General features: G+C 62.6%; 14 protein-coding genes. 9 read left to right on the top strand and 5 right to left on the bottom strand.

What is annotated here, in order from left to right:
• Nucleotides 1-148: 148 nt before the first annotated feature.
• Nucleotides 149-3,748, top strand: a complete 3,600-nt coding sequence (locus F759_RS0123765; protein ID WP_027802061.1) for an indolepyruvate ferredoxin oxidoreductase family protein — start codon at nt 149-151, stop codon at nt 3,746-3,748.
• 210 nt (nt 3,749-3,958) lie between these two features.
• Here the strand turns inward: F759_RS0123765 and F759_RS0123760 are convergent, their stop codons facing one another.
• Together F759_RS0123760 and F759_RS0123755 are read right to left on the bottom strand one after the other, a co-directional pair.
• The gene (locus F759_RS0123760; RefSeq protein ID WP_027802060.1) at nt 3,959-6,241 is read right to left on the bottom strand and encodes an NADP-dependent malic enzyme; all 2,283 of its coding nucleotides are present in this window, start codon (nt 6,239-6,241) and stop codon (nt 3,959-3,961) included.
• A 276-nt stretch (nt 6,242-6,517) separates the two neighbouring features.
• Complete coding sequence (locus tag F759_RS0123755) at nt 6,518-7,750, bottom strand: MFS transporter (protein ID WP_027802059.1); 1,233 nt, start codon at nt 7,748-7,750, stop codon at nt 6,518-6,520.
• A gap of 404 nt (nt 7,751-8,154) precedes the next feature.
• Between F759_RS0123755 and F759_RS0123750 the strand changes: the two genes are divergently transcribed.
• Entirely contained in the window at nt 8,155-8,841 is a 687-nt protein-coding gene (locus F759_RS0123750; protein ID WP_027802058.1) for an orotate phosphoribosyltransferase, read from the top strand.
• Between the two features lie 95 nt (nt 8,842-8,936).
• Here F759_RS0123750 and F759_RS0123745 read toward each other — a convergent pair whose 3' ends face one another.
• Nucleotides 8,937-9,626, bottom strand: coding sequence for a response regulator (locus F759_RS0123745; protein ID WP_027802057.1), 690 nt, complete (start codon nt 9,624-9,626; stop codon nt 8,937-8,939).
• A 420-nt stretch (nt 9,627-10,046) separates the two neighbouring features.
• Here F759_RS0123745 and F759_RS0123740 point away from each other — a divergent pair, with 420 nt between their 5' ends.
• The 6 genes from F759_RS0123740 (at nt 10,047) to F759_RS0123715 (ending at nt 16,846) form a co-directional block, all read left to right on the top strand.
• Nucleotides 10,047-10,649, top strand: coding sequence for a YbhB/YbcL family Raf kinase inhibitor-like protein (locus tag F759_RS0123740; protein ID WP_027802056.1), 603 nt, complete (start codon nt 10,047-10,049; stop codon nt 10,647-10,649).
• A gap of 215 nt (nt 10,650-10,864) precedes the next feature.
• Nucleotides 10,865-11,437: a flavodoxin family protein gene (locus tag F759_RS0123735; RefSeq protein ID WP_027802055.1), complete on the top strand. Its 573-nt coding sequence runs from the start codon at nt 10,865-10,867 to the stop codon at nt 11,435-11,437.
• Between the two features lie 208 nt (nt 11,438-11,645).
• Nucleotides 11,646-12,593, top strand: coding sequence for an N-acetyl-gamma-glutamyl-phosphate reductase (argC, locus tag F759_RS0123730; RefSeq protein WP_027802054.1), 948 nt, complete (start codon nt 11,646-11,648; stop codon nt 12,591-12,593).
• Between the two features lie 489 nt (nt 12,594-13,082).
• Nucleotides 13,083-14,504, top strand: a complete 1,422-nt coding sequence (locus F759_RS0123725) for a DUF2957 domain-containing protein (protein WP_027802053.1) — start codon at nt 13,083-13,085, stop codon at nt 14,502-14,504.
• Nucleotides 14,505-14,603: 99 nt separating this feature from the next.
• Entirely contained in the window at nt 14,604-15,848 is a 1,245-nt protein-coding gene (locus F759_RS0123720) for a DUF2957 domain-containing protein (RefSeq protein WP_027802052.1), read from the top strand.
• Between the two features lie 173 nt (nt 15,849-16,021).
• Entirely contained in the window at nt 16,022-16,846 is an 825-nt protein-coding gene (locus F759_RS0123715) for an OmpW/AlkL family protein (protein WP_027802051.1), read from the top strand.
• A 254-nt stretch (nt 16,847-17,100) separates the two neighbouring features.
• Here the strand turns inward: F759_RS0123715 and F759_RS0123710 are convergent, their stop codons facing one another.
• Both F759_RS0123710 and F759_RS0123705 read right to left on the bottom strand, forming a co-directional pair.
• Nucleotides 17,101-17,736 carry a LysE family translocator gene (locus F759_RS0123710; protein WP_027802050.1) on the bottom strand — a complete coding sequence of 212 codons (636 nt, stop codon included), beginning with the start codon at nt 17,734-17,736 and terminating at the stop codon, nt 17,101-17,103.
• Between the two features lie 71 nt (nt 17,737-17,807).
• Nucleotides 17,808-18,677, bottom strand: coding sequence for an NAD(P)-dependent oxidoreductase (locus F759_RS0123705; RefSeq protein WP_027802049.1), 870 nt, complete (start codon nt 18,675-18,677; stop codon nt 17,808-17,810).
• A 185-nt stretch (nt 18,678-18,862) separates the two neighbouring features.
• Between F759_RS0123705 and F759_RS0123700 the strand changes: the two genes are divergently transcribed.
• Complete coding sequence (locus tag F759_RS0123700) at nt 18,863-19,648, top strand: Mut7-C RNAse domain-containing protein (protein ID WP_027802048.1); 786 nt, start codon at nt 18,863-18,865, stop codon at nt 19,646-19,648.
• Nucleotides 19,649-19,695: the final 47 nt, after the last annotated feature.

The raw sequence follows: 19,695 nt of genomic DNA, 5'->3' as shown, positions 1-19,695 counted from the left end.
TCGCCCATCTCCGGCCTGTGCGGCGGGTTTTTACCAGTGCTACCATCACTTAAAACACGTCAATATGGCGACCCCGGCCATACGCATTCACAAGATGCCGCGGCCCAAAAGTTTTGGCGATCCCAAACTGGGTGGAGGAGTACACATAATGAATGCCCCGCTAGACGCAGGTCAGCGAGCTTCGCTCGAAGCCGCTCTATCTTCCGTCACGCTCGACGACAAATACACTCTCGAACGCGGCCGCGCGTACATGAGCGGCATCCAGGCGCTGGTGCGTCTGCCGATGCTGCAACAGGAACGCGACCGGGCCGCCGGGATCAATACAGCCGGTTTCATTTCCGGCTACCGTGGATCGCCGCTTGGCGGACTCGACCAGTCTCTGTGGAAAGCGAAACAGCATCTCGCCGCGCATCAGGTCGTGTTTCAGCCCGGCGTCAACGAAGACCTCGCGGCAACCGCCGTCTGGGGCTCGCAGCAAGTCAATCTGTATCCCAGCGCCAAATACGACGGCGTCTTTTCGATGTGGTACGGCAAGGGTCCGGGTGTCGATCGCTCGGGTGACGTCTTCAAGCACGGCAACTCGGCGGGATCGTCACGCCACGGCGGTGTGCTTGTACTGGCCGGCGACGATCACGCGGCCAAATCTTCGACGCTCGCGCATCAGTCGGAACACATTTTCAAGGCGTGCGGCCTGCCGGTGCTATTCCCGTCGAACGTTCAGGAATATCTGGACTTCGGGCTGCACGGCTGGGCGATGAGCCGCTACTCCGGTCTTTGGGTTGCGATGAAGTGCGTGACCGACGTCGTCGAGTCGTCCGCTTCGGTCGATATCGACCCGCATCGCACCAAGATCATTCTGCCGGACGACTTCGCGATGCCCGACGGCGGTCTGAACATCCGCTGGCCCGATCCGCCGCTCGTTCAGGAAGCGCGTCTGCTCGACTACAAGTGGTATGCCGCGCTTGCCTACGTGCGCGCGAACAAACTGGATCGCGTCGAAATCGATTCGCCGCAAGCGCGCTTCGGCATCATGACCGGAGGCAAGGCGTATCTGGACGTGCGTCAAGCGCTGACCGACCTCGGTCTCGACGACGAAACGTGCTCGCGCATCGGCATCCGGCTATACAAAGTCGGTTGCGTGTGGCCGCTCGAAGCACAAGGCGCGCAAGCCTTTGCGCGCGGCCTCGATGAGATTCTAGTGGTCGAGGAAAAGCGCCAGATTCTCGAATACGCGATCAAGGAAGAACTGTACAACTGGCCGGACGCGCAGCGTCCGCGTGTGTTCGGCAAGTTCGACGAGAAAGACGGCGCGGGCGGTGAATGGTCGGTGCCGATGGGCAACTGGCTGCTGCCGGCGCACTACGAGCTGTCGCCCGCGATCATCGCAAAGGCTATCGCCGCGCGGCTCGCGAAGTTCGATCTTCCGTCCGACGTGCGCGCCCGGATTGCCGCGCGCATCGCCGTGATCGAAGCAAAGGAAAAAGCGCTCGCGCGTCCGCGCGTCGAAGCCGAGCGCAAGCCGTGGTTCTGCTCAGGCTGCCCGCATAACACGTCGACCAATGTGCCGGAAGGCTCGCGCGCGATGGCAGGCATCGGCTGCCATTACATGACGGTGTGGATGGATCGCAGCACGAGCACGTTCAGCCAGATGGGCGGCGAAGGCGTCGCGTGGATCGGCCAGGCGCCGTTCACGAACGACAAGCACGTATTCGCCAATCTCGGCGACGGCACCTACTTCCACTCGGGCCTGCTGGCGATTCGCGCGGCAATCGCGTCGAAAGCCAACATCACTTACAAGCTGCTCTATAACGACGCCGTCGCGATGACGGGTGGCCAACCGGTCGACGGCGTGCTGACCGTGCCGCAGATCACGCATCAGCTCGCCGCCGAAGGCGCGACAAAAATCGTGATCGTCACCGACGAGCCGGAAAAGTACTCAGCTAACGTCGGCCTCGCGCCGGGCATCGACATCCACCATCGGGACCAACTCGACGAAGTGCAACGCCAGCTGCGCGAGATTCCCGGCACCACGATCCTGATCTACGACCAGACTTGCGCGACCGAAAAGCGCCGCCGCAGGAAACGCGGCGCGTATCCGGACCCGGCACGCCGCGTCGTGATCAACGAAGCCGTGTGCGAAGGGTGCGGCGACTGCTCGGTCAAGTCGAACTGCCTGTCGGTCGAACCGCTCGACACCGAATACGGTACCAAGCGCCAGATCAATCAGTCGACGTGCAACAAGGACTTCTCCTGTGTAAACGGCTTTTGCCCGAGCTTCGTGTCGGTCGAAGGCGGTCAGTTGCGTAAGCCGAAAGCCGCGTCGGGCATTGTCGCTGACGCTATGCCGCCAGTGCCGGAGCCCTCGCTTCCGTCCATCCAGCGCCCTTACGGCGTGCTCGTGACAGGCGTGGGCGGCACGGGTGTCGTGACGATCGGCGCACTGCTCGGCATGGCCGCGCATCTGGAAAACAAGGGCGTCACGGTACTCGACGTCACCGGCCTCGCGCAGAAAGGCGGCGCCGTGATGAGCCACGTGCAGATCGCAAACAACCCGGGCGACATTCACGCGACGCGCATTGCAATGGGCGAAGCGAGTCTCGTGATCGGCTGCGATGCAATCGTGACCGCCAGCGACGAATGCGTGTCGCGAATGCAAGCCGGACAAACGCGCGTCGTGCTCAACAGCGCACACACGCCGACCGCCGAGCTCATCAAGAACCCGAACTGGCGCTTCCCTGGCAGCAGCACGGAAGCTGACGTGCGCGCGGGCGCGGGCGACGAATGCGTCGATACCGTGGACGCCAACCACTTCGCGGTGGCGTTGCTCGGCGACGCGATCTACACGAACCCGTTCGTGCTCGGCTACGCATGGCAACGCGGCTGGGTGCCGTTGACCTATCAATCGCTGATGCGCGCCATCGAGTTGAACAACGTGCAAGTCGAGAAAAACCGCACGGCCTTTGAATGGGGCCGTCGCGCCGCGCACGATCCGGCGGCCGTGCGCAAGTTCGCGCAATCGCAGGGGCAAGCTGCCGCAGCCGACGCACCGAGCGGCAAGATCATCTCGCTGCACACACCGAAAGCACTCGACACGCTGATCGACAAACGCGCGGCCTACCTCGCCGGATGGCAAAACGACGCGTATGCCGACCGCTACCGCGCTCTGATATCGCAAGTGCGAGCGGCCGAGTCTGCGCTCGATTCGGTCGACGGCCAGTTGCCGCTCACCGAAACAGTCGCGAAGAATCTTCACAAGCTGATGGCCTACAAGGACGAGTACGAAGTCGCGCGTCTGTACAGCGATCCGGCGTTCATCGAAAAATTGAAGGCGACTTTCGAAGGCGACTGGAAGCTGCATATTCACCTCGCGCCGCCCATGTTCTCGAAGAAGGATGCCCAAGGTCATCTCATCAAGAAGAAGTACGGTCCGTGGGTGTTCAGCGCGATGCACGCGCTGGCGAAGTTCAAGTTCCTGCGCGGCACCGCGTTCGACATCTTCGGCAAAACGGAAGAGCGTCGCACCGAGCGTGCGCTGATCGGCGAGTACGAAGCGCTCGTGCGCGAACTGATCGACGGGCTGACCGTGCAGAATCGCGAGTTGGCGGTGGAACTCGCGAATCTGCCGGACGGCATCCGCGGCTTTGGGCACGTCAAGGAAAACAACCTGAAGGGTGTGCGCGTGAAGTGGAATGAGTTGCTCGCGCGTTGGCGCTCGCCGCAGGCCGGGACGACGCAGCACGCGGCTTGATTCGGTGCGCGTTAGCTGCGCGCAGCAGCTAACGCCGCGGGGCCTTGCGAAGCAGTCATGGCCTTTGGGGTATGCCGCTTCGGACCCCGCATGCCGGGCCTTCTCGCCGTCGCGCTCCGCGCATAAAAACGCCACGGAAGCGGATTCCGTGGCGTTTCTATTTCGCGGGCCTACCGCGAGAAGCTAGCGTCCCACCGGGCGCCGCTTCAATTACTTGCCGTTCACCGGCTTGCGCGCATTCGCCGAGGCGACCGCCGTCATGTTGATGATCCGACGCACGGTCGCAGCCGGCGTCAGCACATGCACCGGCTTTTCCGCGCCCAACAGGAACGGGCCGACCGTCACGCCTTCGCCGCCGACCATCTTGAGCAGGTTGTACGCGATGTTCGCCGCTTCCACGTTCGGCATGATCAGCAGGTTGGCTTCGCCCGACAGCGTCGTGCCAGGGAACGCGGCCTTGCGAACCACTTCGGACAGCGCCGCGTCGCCGTGCATTTCGCCGTCGATTTCGAGCGTCGGCGCACGTTCCGCGATCAGCTTGCGCGCCGCGGCCATGCGTTGCGACGACGAAGACGGTGCGCTGCCGAAGTTCGAATTCGACAGCAGCGCCACCTTCGGCGTGATGCCGAACTTTTCGATTTCGCGCGACGCCAGCATGGTCATGTCGGCGAGTTGCTCGGCGGTCGGCGTTTCGTTCACGTACGTATCGCAGATGAACAGATTGCGGCCCGGCAGCATCAGCAGATTCATGGCGGCGAAGTTCTGCACGTTGTCCGCCTTGCCCAGCACCTGCTCGATGAATTTCAGATGCGTGTGGTACTGGCCGATCATCCCGCAAATCATGCCGTCGGCTTCGCCGAGGCGCACGAGAATCGCACCGATCAGCGTATTGAACTTGCGCATCGCGGCCTTGGCGACGTCCGGCGTCACGCCTTCGCGCGCGCCCAGTTCGTGATACGCCTGCCAGCATTGCTGATAGCGCGGATCGTCTTCCGGATCGACGATTTCGACGTCTTCGCCGCACTTGAGCTTCGAGCCCATCTTCTTCAGACGCATCTCGATCACCGACGGACGGCCGACCAGAATCGGCTTGGCGATCTTTTCCAGCAGCACGAATTGCGCGGCGCGCAGCACGCGCTCGTCTTCACCTTCGGCGAACACGATGCGCGCCGGCTCCGACTTGGCCGCCGCGAACACCGGACGCATCACCATGCCCGTGCGGTAAACCGTCGTGCCGAGTTCCTCGCGGTAGGCGTCCATGTCCTTGATCGGACGGGTCGCGACACCCGAATCCATTGCTGCTTGCGCGACGGCCGGCGCGATCTTGATGATGAGGCGCGGATCGAATGGCTTCGGAATCAGATATTCGGGACCGAATTCCAGCGAGTGGCCTTCGTAGGCCTTCGCGACTTCGTCGCCCTGATCCGTTTCTTCGGCGAGTTCGGCGATCGCGCGCACGCACGCGAGCTTCATTTCTTCCGTGATCGTGGTCGCGCCGACATCGAGCGCGCCGCGGAAAATGAATGGGAAGCACAGCACGTTATTGACCTGATTCGGGTAGTCCGAACGGCCAGTCGCGATGATGCAGTCCGGGCGCACCTTCTTCGCCTCTTCCGGGCGGATTTCCGGCTCCGGATTAGCGAGCGCGAGAATCAGCGGCTGGGTGCCCATTTCCACGACCATTTCCGGCTTCAGCACGCCCGCGCTCGAGCAGCCGAGGAACACGTCGGCGCCGCGGATCGCGTCGGCCAGCGTGCGCGCCTCCGTATTCGCCGCATAACGTTCCTTCGACGGATCCAGATTGCCGCGGCCTTCGTAGATCACGCCCTTCGAGTCGACAACAAGAATGTTCTGCTTCGACAAACCGAGGTTCACCAGCAGATCCAGACACGCGATCGCCGCAGCGCCCGCGCCCGAGCACACCAGCTTCACTCCGTCGAGCTTCTTGCCGACCACCTTCAGGCCGTTCAGTATCGCCGCTGACGCGATGATTGCCGTGCCGTGCTGATCGTCGTGGAAGACGGGAATCTTCATGCGTTCGCGCAGCTTCTTCTCGATGTAGAAGCACTCCGGCGCCTTGATGTCTTCCAGGTTGATGCCGCCGAGCGTGGGCTCGAGCATCGCGATGGCTTCGACCAGCTTGTCGGGATCGGACTCCGAGAGTTCGATATCGAACACGTCGATGCCGGCAAACTTCTTGAACAGACAACCTTTGCCTTCCATCACCGGCTTGGCGGCGAGCGGACCGATGTTGCCGAGACCGAGCACGGCCGTGCCGTTCGTGATCACGCCGACCAGGTTGCCGCGCGAGGTGTACTTCTGCGCGTCGAGCGGTTCTTCGTAGATCGCCATGCAGGCCGCGGCCACGCCCGGCGAGTACGCGAGCGACAGGTCGAGCTGGTTCGACAGCGGCTTAGTCGGCGTGACCGAAATCTTGCCCGGCTTCGGGTTCTGGTGATATGCGAGTGCGCTTTGCTTCAGTTGTTCGTCCATTTTTTGCCTGCGAGACGTAAGAAATTGGGCCGGCACACCGCACCGTGGCAGCGCTTCCTTCTATCGAACGGATAATCGACCGAGGCGGTTTTCGCGTGCGCCGGTTCGGCGCGGCGTCGGTCCTCGGCGGAGGGCGGGACGGTGCGGAGTGCTACGCGGGTCGGTTAGTGTACACCCCGCGGGAGCCGATGCACTGACTGGTTAACGCGGCTCGCCATTGGCGAAACACCCCGCCAGTCATGCTGCGGCGCCGCATCAGCCGACACGGCGGCAAGCTCATTCAAGCTCGGCGCCGCGCCGCTCGGGGATCAGGAAAAGTGTTGCCAGCACATCGAGCAGATAGATCGAGGCGAGCAAAGCGAGCGCCGCGCCAAACGAATAGCGCGCAGCCAGTGCGCCCACCGCGACCGGCCCGAAGCCGCCTACCGCCCGGCCGACATTGAAGAGCACGTTCTGCGCAGTGGCGCGCGCTTCGGTGGGATAAAGCTCGGAGATTAGCGCGCCGTAACCGCCAATCATTCCGTTGACAAACACGCCCATCGCCGCGCCGCCGATCAGCAGCGCCATTGGCGTCATAAGGTGCGAGTAGACGAAAACCATCACGACCGCGCCGACCTGATAGAACAGAAACGCCGGTTTGCGGCCGAAACGGTCAGCGGCCATGCCGAACAGCCAGATGCCGCACGCCATCCCGACGACCGTGGCTGCCGTCCAGACTCCCGATTTTGTCAACGAATAGCCGAACGTTTTCGACAGATAGCTCGGCAGCCAGATCATCAGCCCGTAGTAGCCGAAGTTCTGGACCGAGCACAGGATCGCCACACCGAGGCTCGCTCGCGTGGTGCGTGCGTCGGCTATCAGAAGTTTCAGCGGCAGCTTGCTCATACCGCGCGCGACGCGCTCCGTGAAGAGCGCCGGCTCCTCGACGCGTCGCCTCACGAAGAACGACACGACGGCGGGCAGCAGGCCCAGCGCAAACATGCCGCGCCAGCCGATGAGCGGCAACAGAAGCGGCGTCAGCAACGCGGCGGCCAGTACGCCGAGTTGCCACCCGAGGCCCACATACGACGACACTCGCGCGCGCTGCGAGGCCGGCCACGCTTCGGCCACGAGTGTCATGCCGATGCCAAACTCGCCGCCAAGCCCGATACCTGCGATGGTGCGGTATGCGAGCAGGTCGGTATAACCTTGCGCGAGCGCGCATAAACCAGTGAAAACCGCGAACACCAGAATAGTCCACGTCAGCATGCGCACGCGGCCGAAATAGTCGCTCAGCACGCCGAAGATCAAACCGCCGGCCACCGCGCCGATCAGCGTCCATGTGACGAGCGAGCCGGCCTGCGCGGAACTGAGATGCAAATCCGCAGCGATCGCCGGCAGCATGAAACCGAGGATCAGCAGATCGAAGCCGTCCATCGCATAGCCGAGCACGGATGCAATCAACGCGCGGGCGGCGTAGCCGTTCCGGGCGTTGGCGGGAGTGTCGGCGGCGGAGGAAGCGGGCGTCATTGGAAGCAATCCGTAATTCGATTGGGCGGCGGCAGCAGCCGGCGCCCGGGAAATTCGCGTGAGTGTAAAGGCGCGCCAAGTTGCTCACAAGCTAGCCAAAAAGCCAATTCCGGGACACGAGACGACGCTGCAAAGCCTGGCCCAACGTCGCGACAAGCTTTGCCGGTCAACGCCGGCCTGACGCTCCAGGCACGGCCGTAGCCACCGCCGTTCAAGGCGGCCGCGCACGACAGCCTCCTCGGAAGGGTCCGTTTCGGGTAAAATGTCGGCCTACGCGTGCAGCAAAAACCGGCCAGCATCCACTGGCCGGCTTCATATTCCGCCCAGTACGGCGCGGCATATCCCGCTTGCTGCGCCACCGGGCTTAGCGCCCGCTTCTCCCGCTCATACCCAAGGATCCGCCCATGACAGGCTTCGATCGCCAGACGATCTCCGACACGACCGCCAAGATGCTGCTTGAAGTACAGGCAGTGCACTTCAACGCGGAGAAACCGTACATTTTCACGTCCGGCTGGGCGAGCCCGGTTTATATCGATTGCCGCAAGCTGATTTCCTACCCGCGCGTTCGCCGGGGTCTGATGGAAATGGCCGAATCCACCATTTTGCGCGACGTGGGGTACGAGCAGATCGACGCGGTGGCGGGCGGCGAAACCGCCGGCATTCCGTTCGCGGCATGGTTGTCCGACCGCCTGATGGTGCCGATGCAATATGTGCGCAAGAAGCCGAAGGGCTTCGGCCGCAATGCGCAGATCGAGGGTCTTTTGACCGAAGGTCAGCGTGTGCTGCTGGTCGAAGACCTGACCACCGACAGCCGCAGCAAAATCAACTTCATCAACGCGCTGCGCACCGCTGGCGCGACGGTGAATCACTGTTTCGTGCTGTTCCACTACAACATCTTCAAGGAAAGCGTGTCGGTGCTGAAAGACATCGACGTCGACCTGCATGCGCTCGCGACGTGGTGGGACGTGTTGCGCGTGGCGAAGGAAAACAAGTACTTCGACAGCAAGACGCTCGACGAAGTCGAAAAATTCCTGCACGCGCCGGCTGAATGGTCGGCAGCGCACGGCGGCGCAACCTCGGCGCCGCAGTAAGCGCCACTGCGCAATACCGCATAAATAAAAAGGCCGCCTGTTTTACGACAGGCGGCCTTTTTGTCTTTTTACGGCGAAAAAATAGCTGCGAACAGTTATGGCAGGTTGCCGGTATCTTCCGCCGAATGCGACGACAGGTTCGATAACCCGTTGCTTTGCGCATACTGGAATAACTGAGAATCGCGGTCTATGCCGAGCTTGCGCATTGCCGTATTTTTCTGCGTGCTGATCGTCTTGATGCTGCGATTCAGTTGCTCCGAAATTTCCTTGATAGTCATTCCCGACACAAACAGCCGGACGACTTCCAACTCGCGCCTCGACAACATCACTTCGTCGCTCTTGCCACCGGCGTTCATGCGCAACGCGTCGAGCGAAGCCTTAACCGACGGGCTCATGTATTCGAGGTTGCGGCTCACGTGTTGCACGGCGAGCCCGATGTGGCTCAAGTCGTCGGACTTGTTCACAACCGACGTCACGCCTAGCTCCCGCAAGCGTTGCAGCAACGCGGCGTTCTCCAGCATCGTCAGGACGACGATGGGAACGTCGGCGAAATTGCGGCGCAGATAGCCGATCAACGGCAAGCCGTCGCCAAACTGGCCGCCCGGCATTGCGAGGTCCGTCACGAGCACGTCGCACGCAACGGTTTGCAGCACTTTGATCAGTTCCGTCGACTGCCGCGCACGCGCGACCACCTGCATTCCGGGAAACTTGAGCAAAGCCTGTTCGGCGCCGAATAGGATTACTGGGTGGTCATCGGCGATGACCACCTTAACTACGTCTTGCATTGCCCGTACCTCGACAGGAAAACCCCTCTCTAAAACCTCAGACATGCCTTTTTAATTCTTAATGTTTTACTAGGTCTAATAGGAACACGGGCTACTACACGCGAAAATTCTCCCGACTATAGCCCATTTTAGGCTCGCAATCCGCTTACGCACAACAATGATGCATCGTAGAGCTAATGTTAGACTTGATTCCAACTTGGGGCGCAAAGCAGGGACAATAAACACGCGAGACAACCGCCTCGCGCGCTCGCAGCAATTGATGCTGCATAGGATCTGGGTAGCGCTAAAGCGCCAACTCTGGTCGACCGCTTTGCATGGGACCAGAGTAGGAGCTTTGCATGGGGTGGGCGTAGGTGCTGAAGCACCAACTCCCACCGACAGCTAAAGCGCCAACTCTGGTCGACACAGGAGAACCGGCACATGCGCTTGCGTTGCCTGGTTGTTTCGTACGCTTCGCCGTTCCACCGCACGCCGTTTTTTGTCTGCGCTACGCTGAGCCTCGCGCTCTGGCTAGCGTATGGGCCACGCGCGCTCGCGCAAGGCGCATTCTCGCTCACGAGCGCCAGCTTCAGGGCCGGTGGCACAGTCAGCACTCCGCAGGTTTTCGATCAGAACGATTGCAAGGGCGGCAACCGCTCGCCGCAATTGACGTGGCGCGACGCGCCACCAGGAACACGCAGTTTCGCCGTCACCATGTTCGATCCGGATGCGCCCGGCCGCGGTTGGTGGCATTGGGCGGTCGCGGGCATTCCGGCGAGCGTCATGAGCCTGCCCGAGAACGCAAGCGCTTCCGGCTTCCTCAGAAAACTCGGCGCGGTGGAAGCCCGTAACGACTTCGACACCGACGGCTATGGCGGCCCCTGCCCGCCGCCCGGCAAACCACACCGTTACGTGATTACGGTGTATGCATTGAACACCGCCGACGTTGGCCTCAGGCAAGGCCGCCCGGCGCTGATGTTCGATCACGAGATCGGCACGGCGACGCTTGGCAGCGCCCGGATAGTGGTGAACTACGGCCGATAGCGCCCACGCCGAACACCTCATTGCGAAGGCGAGAAGTCGATTGGCGCACGGCTTGCATTGCATTGCTCATCTGCTCATCGCGCGGAAATTCGGTCATCCGCGAACGCCAATGCGCTGCCGCATTGGGTGCGGCACGCTTGCCGATGTCTCGCCGCGCCGAGAACGCACCATCGGCGCGCGTCGTTCAACCCTCTCCTTTTTGCCCGGAGCGTCTCATGTCGAAGATCGTCATCGTTTATCACAGCGGCTACGGCCACACGAAGAAAGTTGCCGATTCAGTGCTCGCCGGCACACTTGAGGCGGGCGCGGATGCGAAGCTCCTGCCGGTCGGCGACATCGACGAAGCCGCCTGGGCTGAGCTCGCCGCCGCGGACGCGATCATCTTCGGCGCGCCGACTTACATGGGCGGGCCGTCCGCCGACTTCAAGAAGTTCGCCGACGCAAGCTCGAAGCCGTGGTTCGGCCAAAGCTGGAAGGACAAGATCGCCGCCGGCTTCACCAACTCGGCGACGATGAACGGCGACAAGTTCCTCACCATCCAGTACTTCGTCACGCTGGCGATGCAGCACGGCATGATCTGGGCCGGTACGGGTCTGATGCCGTCCAACACGAAGGCGGCGACCCGCAACGACCTGAACTACGTAGGCGGTTCAACTGGCCTGCTCACGCAGTCTCCGGCGGATGCGTCGCCGGAAGAGGCGCCGCCTGCGGGCGACCTCGAGACAGCACGCCTGTTCGGTGCGCGCGTGGCGCAGGTGACGGCCCGATGGATATCCGAAGCCCGCTGATATGGAGCGTCGAGCCGTTCGTCCGGCGACAGCGGCTTCGACGCGCGCAGACAAGGTCATACCGCTGTCACTTTGCACGAGCATCGTCGTTTTTCCGCTGTTTTTTCGCCGTTTTTCAGCACTCGCGCACACGCATGGCGATGAGGTCTTAAAATGGCGTTTTCGCGCGGCGTCGCGCGCCGTTTTCAGAGAAGCCAGTGAGATCGAGATGAGCACGAAAGTTTTTGTCGACGGACAGGAAGGCACGACCGGCCTGAAGATCTTTGAATACCTGTCGCAGCGCGCCGACGTGGAAATGCTGCGTATCGAGGAAGCGAAGCGCAAAGACATCGAGGAGCGCCGCCGTCTCATCAATGCGTCGGACGTCACGTTTCTGTGCCTGCCCGACGTGGCGTCCCGCGAATCGGCTTCGCTCGTCGAAAACGACCGCACGGTCCTGATCGATGCCAGCACCGCGTTCCGCACGTCGGCAGACTGGGCATACGGCCTGCCTGAACTCGCCCGCTCGCAGCGCGAACGTCTGCGCACGGCCAAACGCATTGCCGTGCCGGGCTGTCACGCATCGGCTTTCGTGCTGGCCATGCGCCCACTCGTCGAAGGAGGCGTGGTCTCGCCCGAGTTCGACGCCCACGCTTATTCGATCACTGGCTACAGCGGCGGCGGCAAGAAAATGATTGCCGACTACGAAGCCGGCGGTAATGACAAGCTGAAGAGCCCGCGTCCGTACGCGCTTGGCCTCACGCACAAGCATCTGCCGGAAATGGCGGCGCACACGGGCCTGAAGTCGGCGCCGGTTTTCACGCCGATCGTCGGCGGTTTCTACAAGGGTCTGGCGGTCACCACGTACTTCTCGCCGCGCCAGTTGACGAAGAAAATCACGCCGCAAGAGGTGCAGGCGCTGCTCGCCGAGCATTACGCAGGCGAAGCGTTCGTGCGGGTCGCGCCGTTCGACGCCGAAGCGAATCTCGACAGCGGCTTTTTCGACGTGCAGGCGAACAACGACACGAATCGCGTCGATCTGTTCGTCTTCGGCACGGCGGAGCGCTTCGTGACCGTGGCCCGGCTCGACAATCTGGGCAAAGGCGCGTCGGGCGCGGCGATCCAGTGCATGAATCTCGCAATCGGCGCGGCCGAGGAAAGCGGTTTGAAACGATAACGGAAGTTAAAATACCAGCGACGATTTGTCGTTTGTCAGCATAGCGAAAGCCGGTCTGCAAAGACCGGCTTTTTGTTTTAAACCTGCCGTTTAAACATTCCTTGAAGATATTGGGTAGTAACCCGCATTACTTAAAAAAGCAAAATCAGCCAGTACCGCATCTTTTCAGGTAAGTCTTCCCCGTCGACGACCCGCGCAGCATACTTTTCCACATAGGGAAACTCCCGATTTTTTATCGAACGGTCGTTCGATGATGATAGACGCATTTTGCCGTAAGCCTTATCTGGTATGGGTGTGCGCCGAAACAACGACGCGCCCCTTCTGATCGAATTCGCGTTTTTGTTTAAAAGGGCCGCTTGCGCCCATGCACTCCGCGCACGGCCAAAATGCCGCCGTTTGAATCAGCCTTTTTAGACGGCTCATTCAATTGACAGGCATTAATCGCGCGGCGAAATTAGCTCGCACAAATACGTGAAGGGAGACAGCAGCATGGCAGACGCCATTATTCGAGGCTTGGCAATGGCTATTGCCACGACTCCTTTTCTTATCGCTTGCGGCGGTGGCAAAGCCGATAATCCCGGCCCGATCAACACGCCGCAATGCTCGGGTTCCAGTTGCGGCGTGCAGGGTCCGCCTGCTTCGAACGGCACGGCGGCGGCGCTGTGTCCGGCCACCGCCGACATCGTCAAAAGCACGTTCCTCGGCGGTGCCGGCAGCGGCGAGGTGGTTCAGCTGAATATCGACGCCACGGCGATGACTTACACGCTGAAGTGGCTTGAGTCGCCGATTCCGCTGCGCACCGGCACGGTCACGCCGACGCGCGCCGGCACACAGATCGCTGGCGCGGTGATCCATCCGCCGGCCGGCACGCTGCCGACCGCCGAGCAAACGCGCTGCGCGTTCATTCTTGGCGCGGGCACCGGCACGGCGGCTGGCGACGGCCAGCCCTACACGACGCCCGACTTCATCAACAACCCGAATCCGCCGATGATCTTCGTCGGCCAGGGCGTGGCGGGCGGCGGCATTCCGGGCGCGACGATCCAGTTCGACGGGCTGTCGATTCCGCTCATCGGCTCGGGCATCGGCAAAGTGCCCAACCGCCACTTCGACTTTTACCCGTTCCTAGGTTTCGCCAGCACAACCACCGACATCACGAAGCTGCCCGGCACCTACAACGGCCTGCTGTACCATCTGGCGCCGTCCGGCAATTACTCGACAGTTGCCACTAACACCGTCGAAACGTTCGATGCCAGCGGCGCCTGCACGAGCAGCAACACGGCGAATCCCAACTACTCGCCGAACGCCGGCGGCTGCCTGACGACCGGCAACCCGTTGACGCTCAACAGCAATGGCTACTTCGACAGCCAGCAAGCGCCGCAGATCGTGCAGCAGTTCCAGCTTCCGGTGGTCGGCGCAACCGGCAAGTCGGGGGCCGCGCACATGATCCTCGGCCAGCTCAACGGCGCGACCGTACCGCTCGTGGTACGCACCGGCTACATCAACCTCGGCACGGCGCCGCTTCATCTCGACGCCAAGGTCGACGACGAATCCGGCATCGCGATGCTCGCCGCGGCGACGCCGCTTGCATCCGGCGGCTTCGACGGCGGCTACGTCGGCGCGGATTCGAACTTCAAGTACACCGCGACGCTGATTCAGGGCAACGTCGGCACATTCATCAACCCGACCACCTCGGCGGCCGAGAGCGGCTTCGGCCTGGGCTACGGCCTGGCTAGCCCCGGACTCGTCGGCGTCAAGGACACCGGCGGCAACACCGGTCTTGCGATCGCATCGGGCGGCCTGTACGCGATCGAGATCCAAGGCACGGAAAACGAGGGGCTCGCGCCGACGTCGGCCAATTCGGACACGCCGAGCACGCCGTACTTCGGTATCGGAGCGCAGATAAGCAAGTAGCCGGTGAAGCAAACGTAGTCGCACCACGAGACATAAAAGAGCAAGCGGTGGCTGGACTGGGAGCCGGCCACCTACAACGAAAAAAATTCCGGAGGCGGTATGAAATGGAGATTCCTGTCGGTGCTCGCAATTGCAGCACCGTTACTGGCGGCATGCGGCGGTGGTGGTGGCGGCGACGGCCCCGTGACGGAAGTTCGGCTGTGCCCTGCATCACTCGATTACAGCACGGTGTATACGGGCGGCGGCGGTGACGGTGAACTAGTCAAGCTGCAGCTCGACACAACGAAGATGACGTGGCAAGTAACCTACGTCGAATCGCCGATACCCGCGACCACCGGCACCGTCGTGCCGACGCGTGCAGGCCAGACGGCGAGCGGCACACTGACTCAGGAAACGCTGCTGCCGACCAACAAGCTGAACCAATGTGCGTTCCGCCTGAACGGCGCGAGCCTCGATCCCAACCGGCCGGCACGGATTTTTGTCGGCGTGGGGGTTGCGGGCGGCACAATCCCGGGCGCGGAAATTTCGTTCGGCGGGATTCTCGGCGTAGGCGCCGTGCCGGACACCAAGTTCCCGTACTACCCGTTCATCGGTTTTTCGTCGATTGAGACGGACCTTGCGAAGGTGGCCGGCACGTACAACCAGCTCGGCTATCACCAGGTGCCATCGCAAAACTTCGCCCCGGTCGCCGTCGATACGAAGATCACGATCAACGCGGACGGCACGTGGACGGAGTGCGACAACTCAGGCGTCAACGCAGGGAAATGCCAGCAGCCAGGCAGCAACTTCGCGCAGGCGGCGGACGGCAGCGGCGCATTCCAGACCAACAACTTCCAGGGACAGGCGAAGCCCACGCTCGCCACCACGCCCGAAGCGCGCGGCTACATGATCGTCGGCAAGCTGCGTAATCAGTTGGTGCCGATTCTGGTGCGCACCGGCGCGGCAAACTCGTCCGTCACGGTGCCGCAAAACGGCGCGCTCGGACCGTACGCGGACGACGAATCGGGCATCTCGATTCTCGCGCCGCAAAGCCCGATAGCGGTCAATTCGCAGAATGGCGAGTACATCGGCGTGGATAGCCAGTTCGACTATCGCACCACCGCGCTGGAAGGCACTCAGGCGACGCTGCTCGATCCGTTCAATCCCTCGCAGGCGTCGCTTGCCACCGCGCTGAACCTCGACTTTGCGCAAACGGTTCCGGGCGTGGTCACGACGACGCATGTGGGCGCATCCACCGGCAATACGCCGACCGGAAAGATGATTTTCACGGGCGGCGTATTCGGCTACCTCGACCTGACCAACGCGGCCTCGCCGTACTTCACGATCGGCGCCTTCGTTCAGTAACGGGCGCGCCGCGCGCCGTCAGCACGCAATGAGGGTTCGCGCCCTGGTCGCGGCGCGCGCTTGCAGCGCCGCGACCGGCGTATCGCCTGTCCCGCGCGCCCGGCCTCGCGGCTTGCCCGCCAACGCTCGCCGCGCGCCCTGCGCCTGATGAGCGCCCAAGGAGGAGCAACACCATGAAAAAAATCTGTTTCGCGATGCTGGCCGCGTGCCTGTCGGCCAATGCCCACGCACAGCATGCGGGCGACAACGTCGCCGTGCTCGGCTGGTTCCACGCCATGCCGCAGGATTCCAGCACGCCGCTAACCACTAACGTCGCGCCCACGCCGATCAACACGCCGCTGCGCTTGCCGAGTTCGTTCACCTCCGCAGGCACGAGTCTGTCGACCAACAGTGCCGACACCGTCGGTCTCGTGTTCAGCCATTACTTGACGGATCACATCGCCGTGACGACCGTCGCGGGCGTGCCGCCCGTTTTCAAGATTTACGGGCACGGCACGATCAAGCCGCCGGGGCCTGCCGGCGCGCTCGGCCAGCAGGATATCGGCGATGCGCAATCGAACCCGATCGTCAAAAGCGTGCGGCAGTGGAGTCCGGCGCTGCTTTTCCAGTACTACTTCAATGCGCCGACGGCCAAATTCAGGCCGTTCGTGGGCGTCGGGGTGTCGTACAACTGGTTCTCGGACATTCAACTGAGCCCGAACTTCGTCCAATCGACGCAGGACAACCTCGGCGCCATCCTCGCTGCGGGCGCGGGCAAGCCGGGCAAAACGCAGGTCTCGGCGAAGGCATCGTCGTCGTGGGCGCCTGTGTTCAATGCGGGGCTTGCCTACAACATCACGGACCATTGGGGTCTGGTGGCGTCGGTGACCTACATTCCGCTGAAAACGACGTCGTCGGTCATTATCAAAGCGGCGGACGGCACGGAACTGGGCGTCTCGAAGGCGGAACTGAAGGCCGACCCGATCATCTCCTTCCTCGCGATCTCATATAAGTTCTGAGCCGAGCGACGCGCGAAAAAGCCGGCTAACTCCGTATGGGCTACCGGCTTTTTTGTTCGCGAGCACTGGGCAAATTCGAGGCAAAAAAAAGCCCGCCTAAGTGGGCGGGCTGAATCCATATCAGAGGAGACATGGAGGAGACAAGACAAACTATAGCAAACGGTTTGGTGCGACGCAACATCAAAATCAGGGTTGTCCCCTCTTGTTGCGGATTCGCCACATGTGCTTGAACGATGCTTCGCCGCGGGCTGCCGTTAGTGCCGGACCAGCGCCATCATCGCGCCAAAGCCAACAAAAACGCCGCCCGTCAGCCGGTTGAACATACGGGCGACGGTGCGACTCTTCAGCCGGTTGCCGATACGGGTGCCGAAACCGGCGTACACCAGATACCAGCTGACCTCGATAACGGCGAACGTGGCCACCAGAATGCCGAACTGCGGCAACATGGGCAGCGAGGCGTCGATAAATTGCGGCAGCAGCGCAGCGGCAAACAGAATCGCCTTCGGATTGCTGCCCGCCACCAGAAAACCGTTGCGAAACAACGCGAAACGCGAGCGAGCCGGTTTCGCGGCCAGTTCGTCGACCTCGGCCGCGGCGGTTTCGTCAGCAGGCGCGCGCCACGCCTTGATGCCGAGGTACACCAGATACGCCGCGCCGATCAAACGCAGCGCGTTAAACAGCGCCGGCCAGGCTTCGAGAAATACGCCGAGCCCCGCCGCCGATACGGCCAGCATCAGCACGAGCGCCGACAAACAGCCCGCCATCGTGGCGCCCGTGCGGCGCAGGCCGTGCCGGGCGCCGTGCGTCATGACGAGCAGCATATTCGGGCCAGGAATGGCGCACACGACAAAGACAGTGGCGGCAAACAGCCACCAGGTATGCAAACTCATGGCATCACTGCGAAAAGGATTGGACGGCTATTATGCCCGCGAAGCGCGGCTGTCCGCGCGCGCGGCGCCCTTCAACGACCCGCCCGGCGCGCCGCCACCTGGCCCAGAACCGCGAAGTCTTTCTCGCCGTCGCCGTGCGCGACCGCCTCGATCAGGCTGTCCCGAACGACGCTCGCAATCGGCAGCGGCGTCGTAACCGCGTCGGCTGCGGCCAGTGCAAGGCGCAGGTCTTTCAGTCCCAGGCGCGCCTTGAAGAGCGCCGGCTCGTAGCGCTGCTCCGCGATCATCTTGCCGTAGCCGGCGTAGACCGGTCCAGGAAAAATCCCGCTCGTGATGACATCGAGAAAATCCTGGATTGCAAGGCCATGTCCCGACACCAGCGCAGCGGCTTCGCCCAGCGTCTCGACCGCCGCACCGAGCATGAAGTTGGCGGCAAGCTTGATGACGTTCGCCTGTTGCGGCAGCGAACCGATGCGCCAGGTCTTCTGTCCTATCGCGTCGAAAACAGGCTGCACGCGATCGATCGACTCGGCGGGGCCGCCTGCCACGATTGTCAGCTTTCCTGCCGCTGCCACATCAGGCCGGCCGAGCACCGGAGCGGCAACGTAATTGACGCCGCGCGACGCATGCGCGGTGGCGAGTTCCTCGGCCAGCGCAACCGAGATCGTCGCCATGTTTACGTGGATCAGCCCCCGCGGCGCATGCTCCAGCAACGACGCCGTCACGACCTCGCGCAAAGCGGCATCGTCGGCGAGCATTGAAAACACGGCGTCGCCGGCGAATGCTTCGGCCGGAGTGGCGACGATTCGCGCGCCTGCATCGGCGAGCGATTGCGCACGTTCCGGCGAGCGGTTCCATACGCGCACCTGATGCCCTGCTTTCAGGATGTTTGCAACCATCGCGGCGCCCATCTCGCCGAGACCGATAAAACCGATGTCCATCTGTGGCTCCGTCTTCTAAGGAACTGGAAGTAAAGCACACCCAGTGGACATATGCAGGAAAACGACGCAACTGCGGGACTCGACTATGGGGCACGACTACGGACACAATCGCCGGACGCAACGATAGGACGCAACTGCTGCACCCAACGACGGCAAGCAATGCGGCGCGGTGCGATACTGCTGCGATGGTCACCGCGACTTTCCGCTTCTATGAGGAGCTGAACGATTTCCTCGCCCGGCCGCTGCGCCGGCGGGCGTTCGCTTATCCATGCGCGCGCGACGCCACCACCAAACACGCGATTGAAGCGCTCGGCGTGCCGCACACCGAAGTCGAGCTGATCCTGGTGAATGGCGAGTCGGTCGGTTTCAATCATCCGCTCGCCGATGGTGACCGTGTCGCCGTCTATCCGAAGTTCGAGGCAATCGACATCCGGCCGCTGCTGCGCGTGCGTGAACGGCCGCTGCGCGTGGTGCGCTTCATCGCCGACGCGCATCTTGGCGGCCTTGCGCCGCTCCTGCGGCTGGCGGGCTTCGATACGCTGTACGACAACCACTATCCCGACGCCGACATCGAAGCACTTGCCGCCGCCGAAGACCGCATCGTGCTCACTCGCGACCGCGAGCTATTGAAACGCCGCGCCATCACGCACGGTTGCTACGTGCGCGCGCTCAGGCCGCGAGAACAATTGCGCGAAGTGTTCGAGCGGCTGGATCTCGCGGGCAGCGCGCAACCGTTCCGTCTATGTCTGATGTGCAACGCGCCGCTCAGGCGTATCCCGCGAGACGAAGTCGGCGACCGCGCGCCCGACGGCGTGCTGGAGCGGCATAAGCAGTTCGTCACCTGCGACGTATGCCGCCGCGTCTTCTGGGAAGGTACGCACTGGCAAAGAATGCGCGCGCTGATCGACAGCGTGGCGGCGCCGGTCGAGTGCGAGGCTCGCGATGCCGGCGCGTCCGGCGGCTTGCGCTGATACGCGAAGCCGTTCGCTCGCGCGGCGCAACGCGCGGTGCGTACAAT

Origin of the sequence: Paraburkholderia dilworthii (assembly GCF_000472525.1) — a bacterium.
Lineage (GTDB): Bacteria > Pseudomonadota > Gammaproteobacteria > Burkholderiales > Burkholderiaceae > Paraburkholderia > Paraburkholderia dilworthii.
This window is presented reverse-complemented; position numbering and strand designations above follow the sequence as displayed.

Coding starts and splice junctions, on each gene's coding strand:
- F759_RS0123755 (WP_027802059.1), bottom strand. CDS start 7,750: ATGACGCCCGCTTCCTCCGCCGCCGACACTCCCGCCAACGCCCGGAAC.
- F759_RS0123715 (WP_027802051.1), top strand. CDS start 16,022: ATGAAAAAAATCTGTTTCGCGATGCTGGCCGCGTGCCTGTCGGCCAAT.
- F759_RS0123760 (WP_027802060.1), bottom strand. CDS start 6,241: ATGGACGAACAACTGAAGCAAAGCGCACTCGCATATCACCAGAACCCG.
- argC (WP_027802054.1), top strand. CDS start 11,646: ATGAGCACGAAAGTTTTTGTCGACGGACAGGAAGGCACGACCGGCCTG.
- F759_RS0123735 (WP_027802055.1), top strand. CDS start 10,865: ATGTCGAAGATCGTCATCGTTTATCACAGCGGCTACGGCCACACGAAG.
- F759_RS0123740 (WP_027802056.1), top strand. CDS start 10,047: ATGCGCTTGCGTTGCCTGGTTGTTTCGTACGCTTCGCCGTTCCACCGC.
- F759_RS0123700 (WP_027802048.1), top strand. CDS start 18,863: ATGGTCACCGCGACTTTCCGCTTCTATGAGGAGCTGAACGATTTCCTC.
- F759_RS0123750 (WP_027802058.1), top strand. CDS start 8,155: ATGACAGGCTTCGATCGCCAGACGATCTCCGACACGACCGCCAAGATG.
- F759_RS0123745 (WP_027802057.1), bottom strand. CDS start 9,626: ATGCAAGACGTAGTTAAGGTGGTCATCGCCGATGACCACCCAGTAATC.
- F759_RS0123705 (WP_027802049.1), bottom strand. CDS start 18,677: ATGGACATCGGTTTTATCGGTCTCGGCGAGATGGGCGCCGCGATGGTT.
- F759_RS0123765 (WP_027802061.1), top strand. CDS start 149: ATGAATGCCCCGCTAGACGCAGGTCAGCGAGCTTCGCTCGAAGCCGCT.
- F759_RS0123720 (WP_027802052.1), top strand. CDS start 14,604: ATGAAATGGAGATTCCTGTCGGTGCTCGCAATTGCAGCACCGTTACTG.
- F759_RS0123725 (WP_027802053.1), top strand. CDS start 13,083: ATGGCAGACGCCATTATTCGAGGCTTGGCAATGGCTATTGCCACGACT.
- F759_RS0123710 (WP_027802050.1), bottom strand. CDS start 17,736: ATGAGTTTGCATACCTGGTGGCTGTTTGCCGCCACTGTCTTTGTCGTG.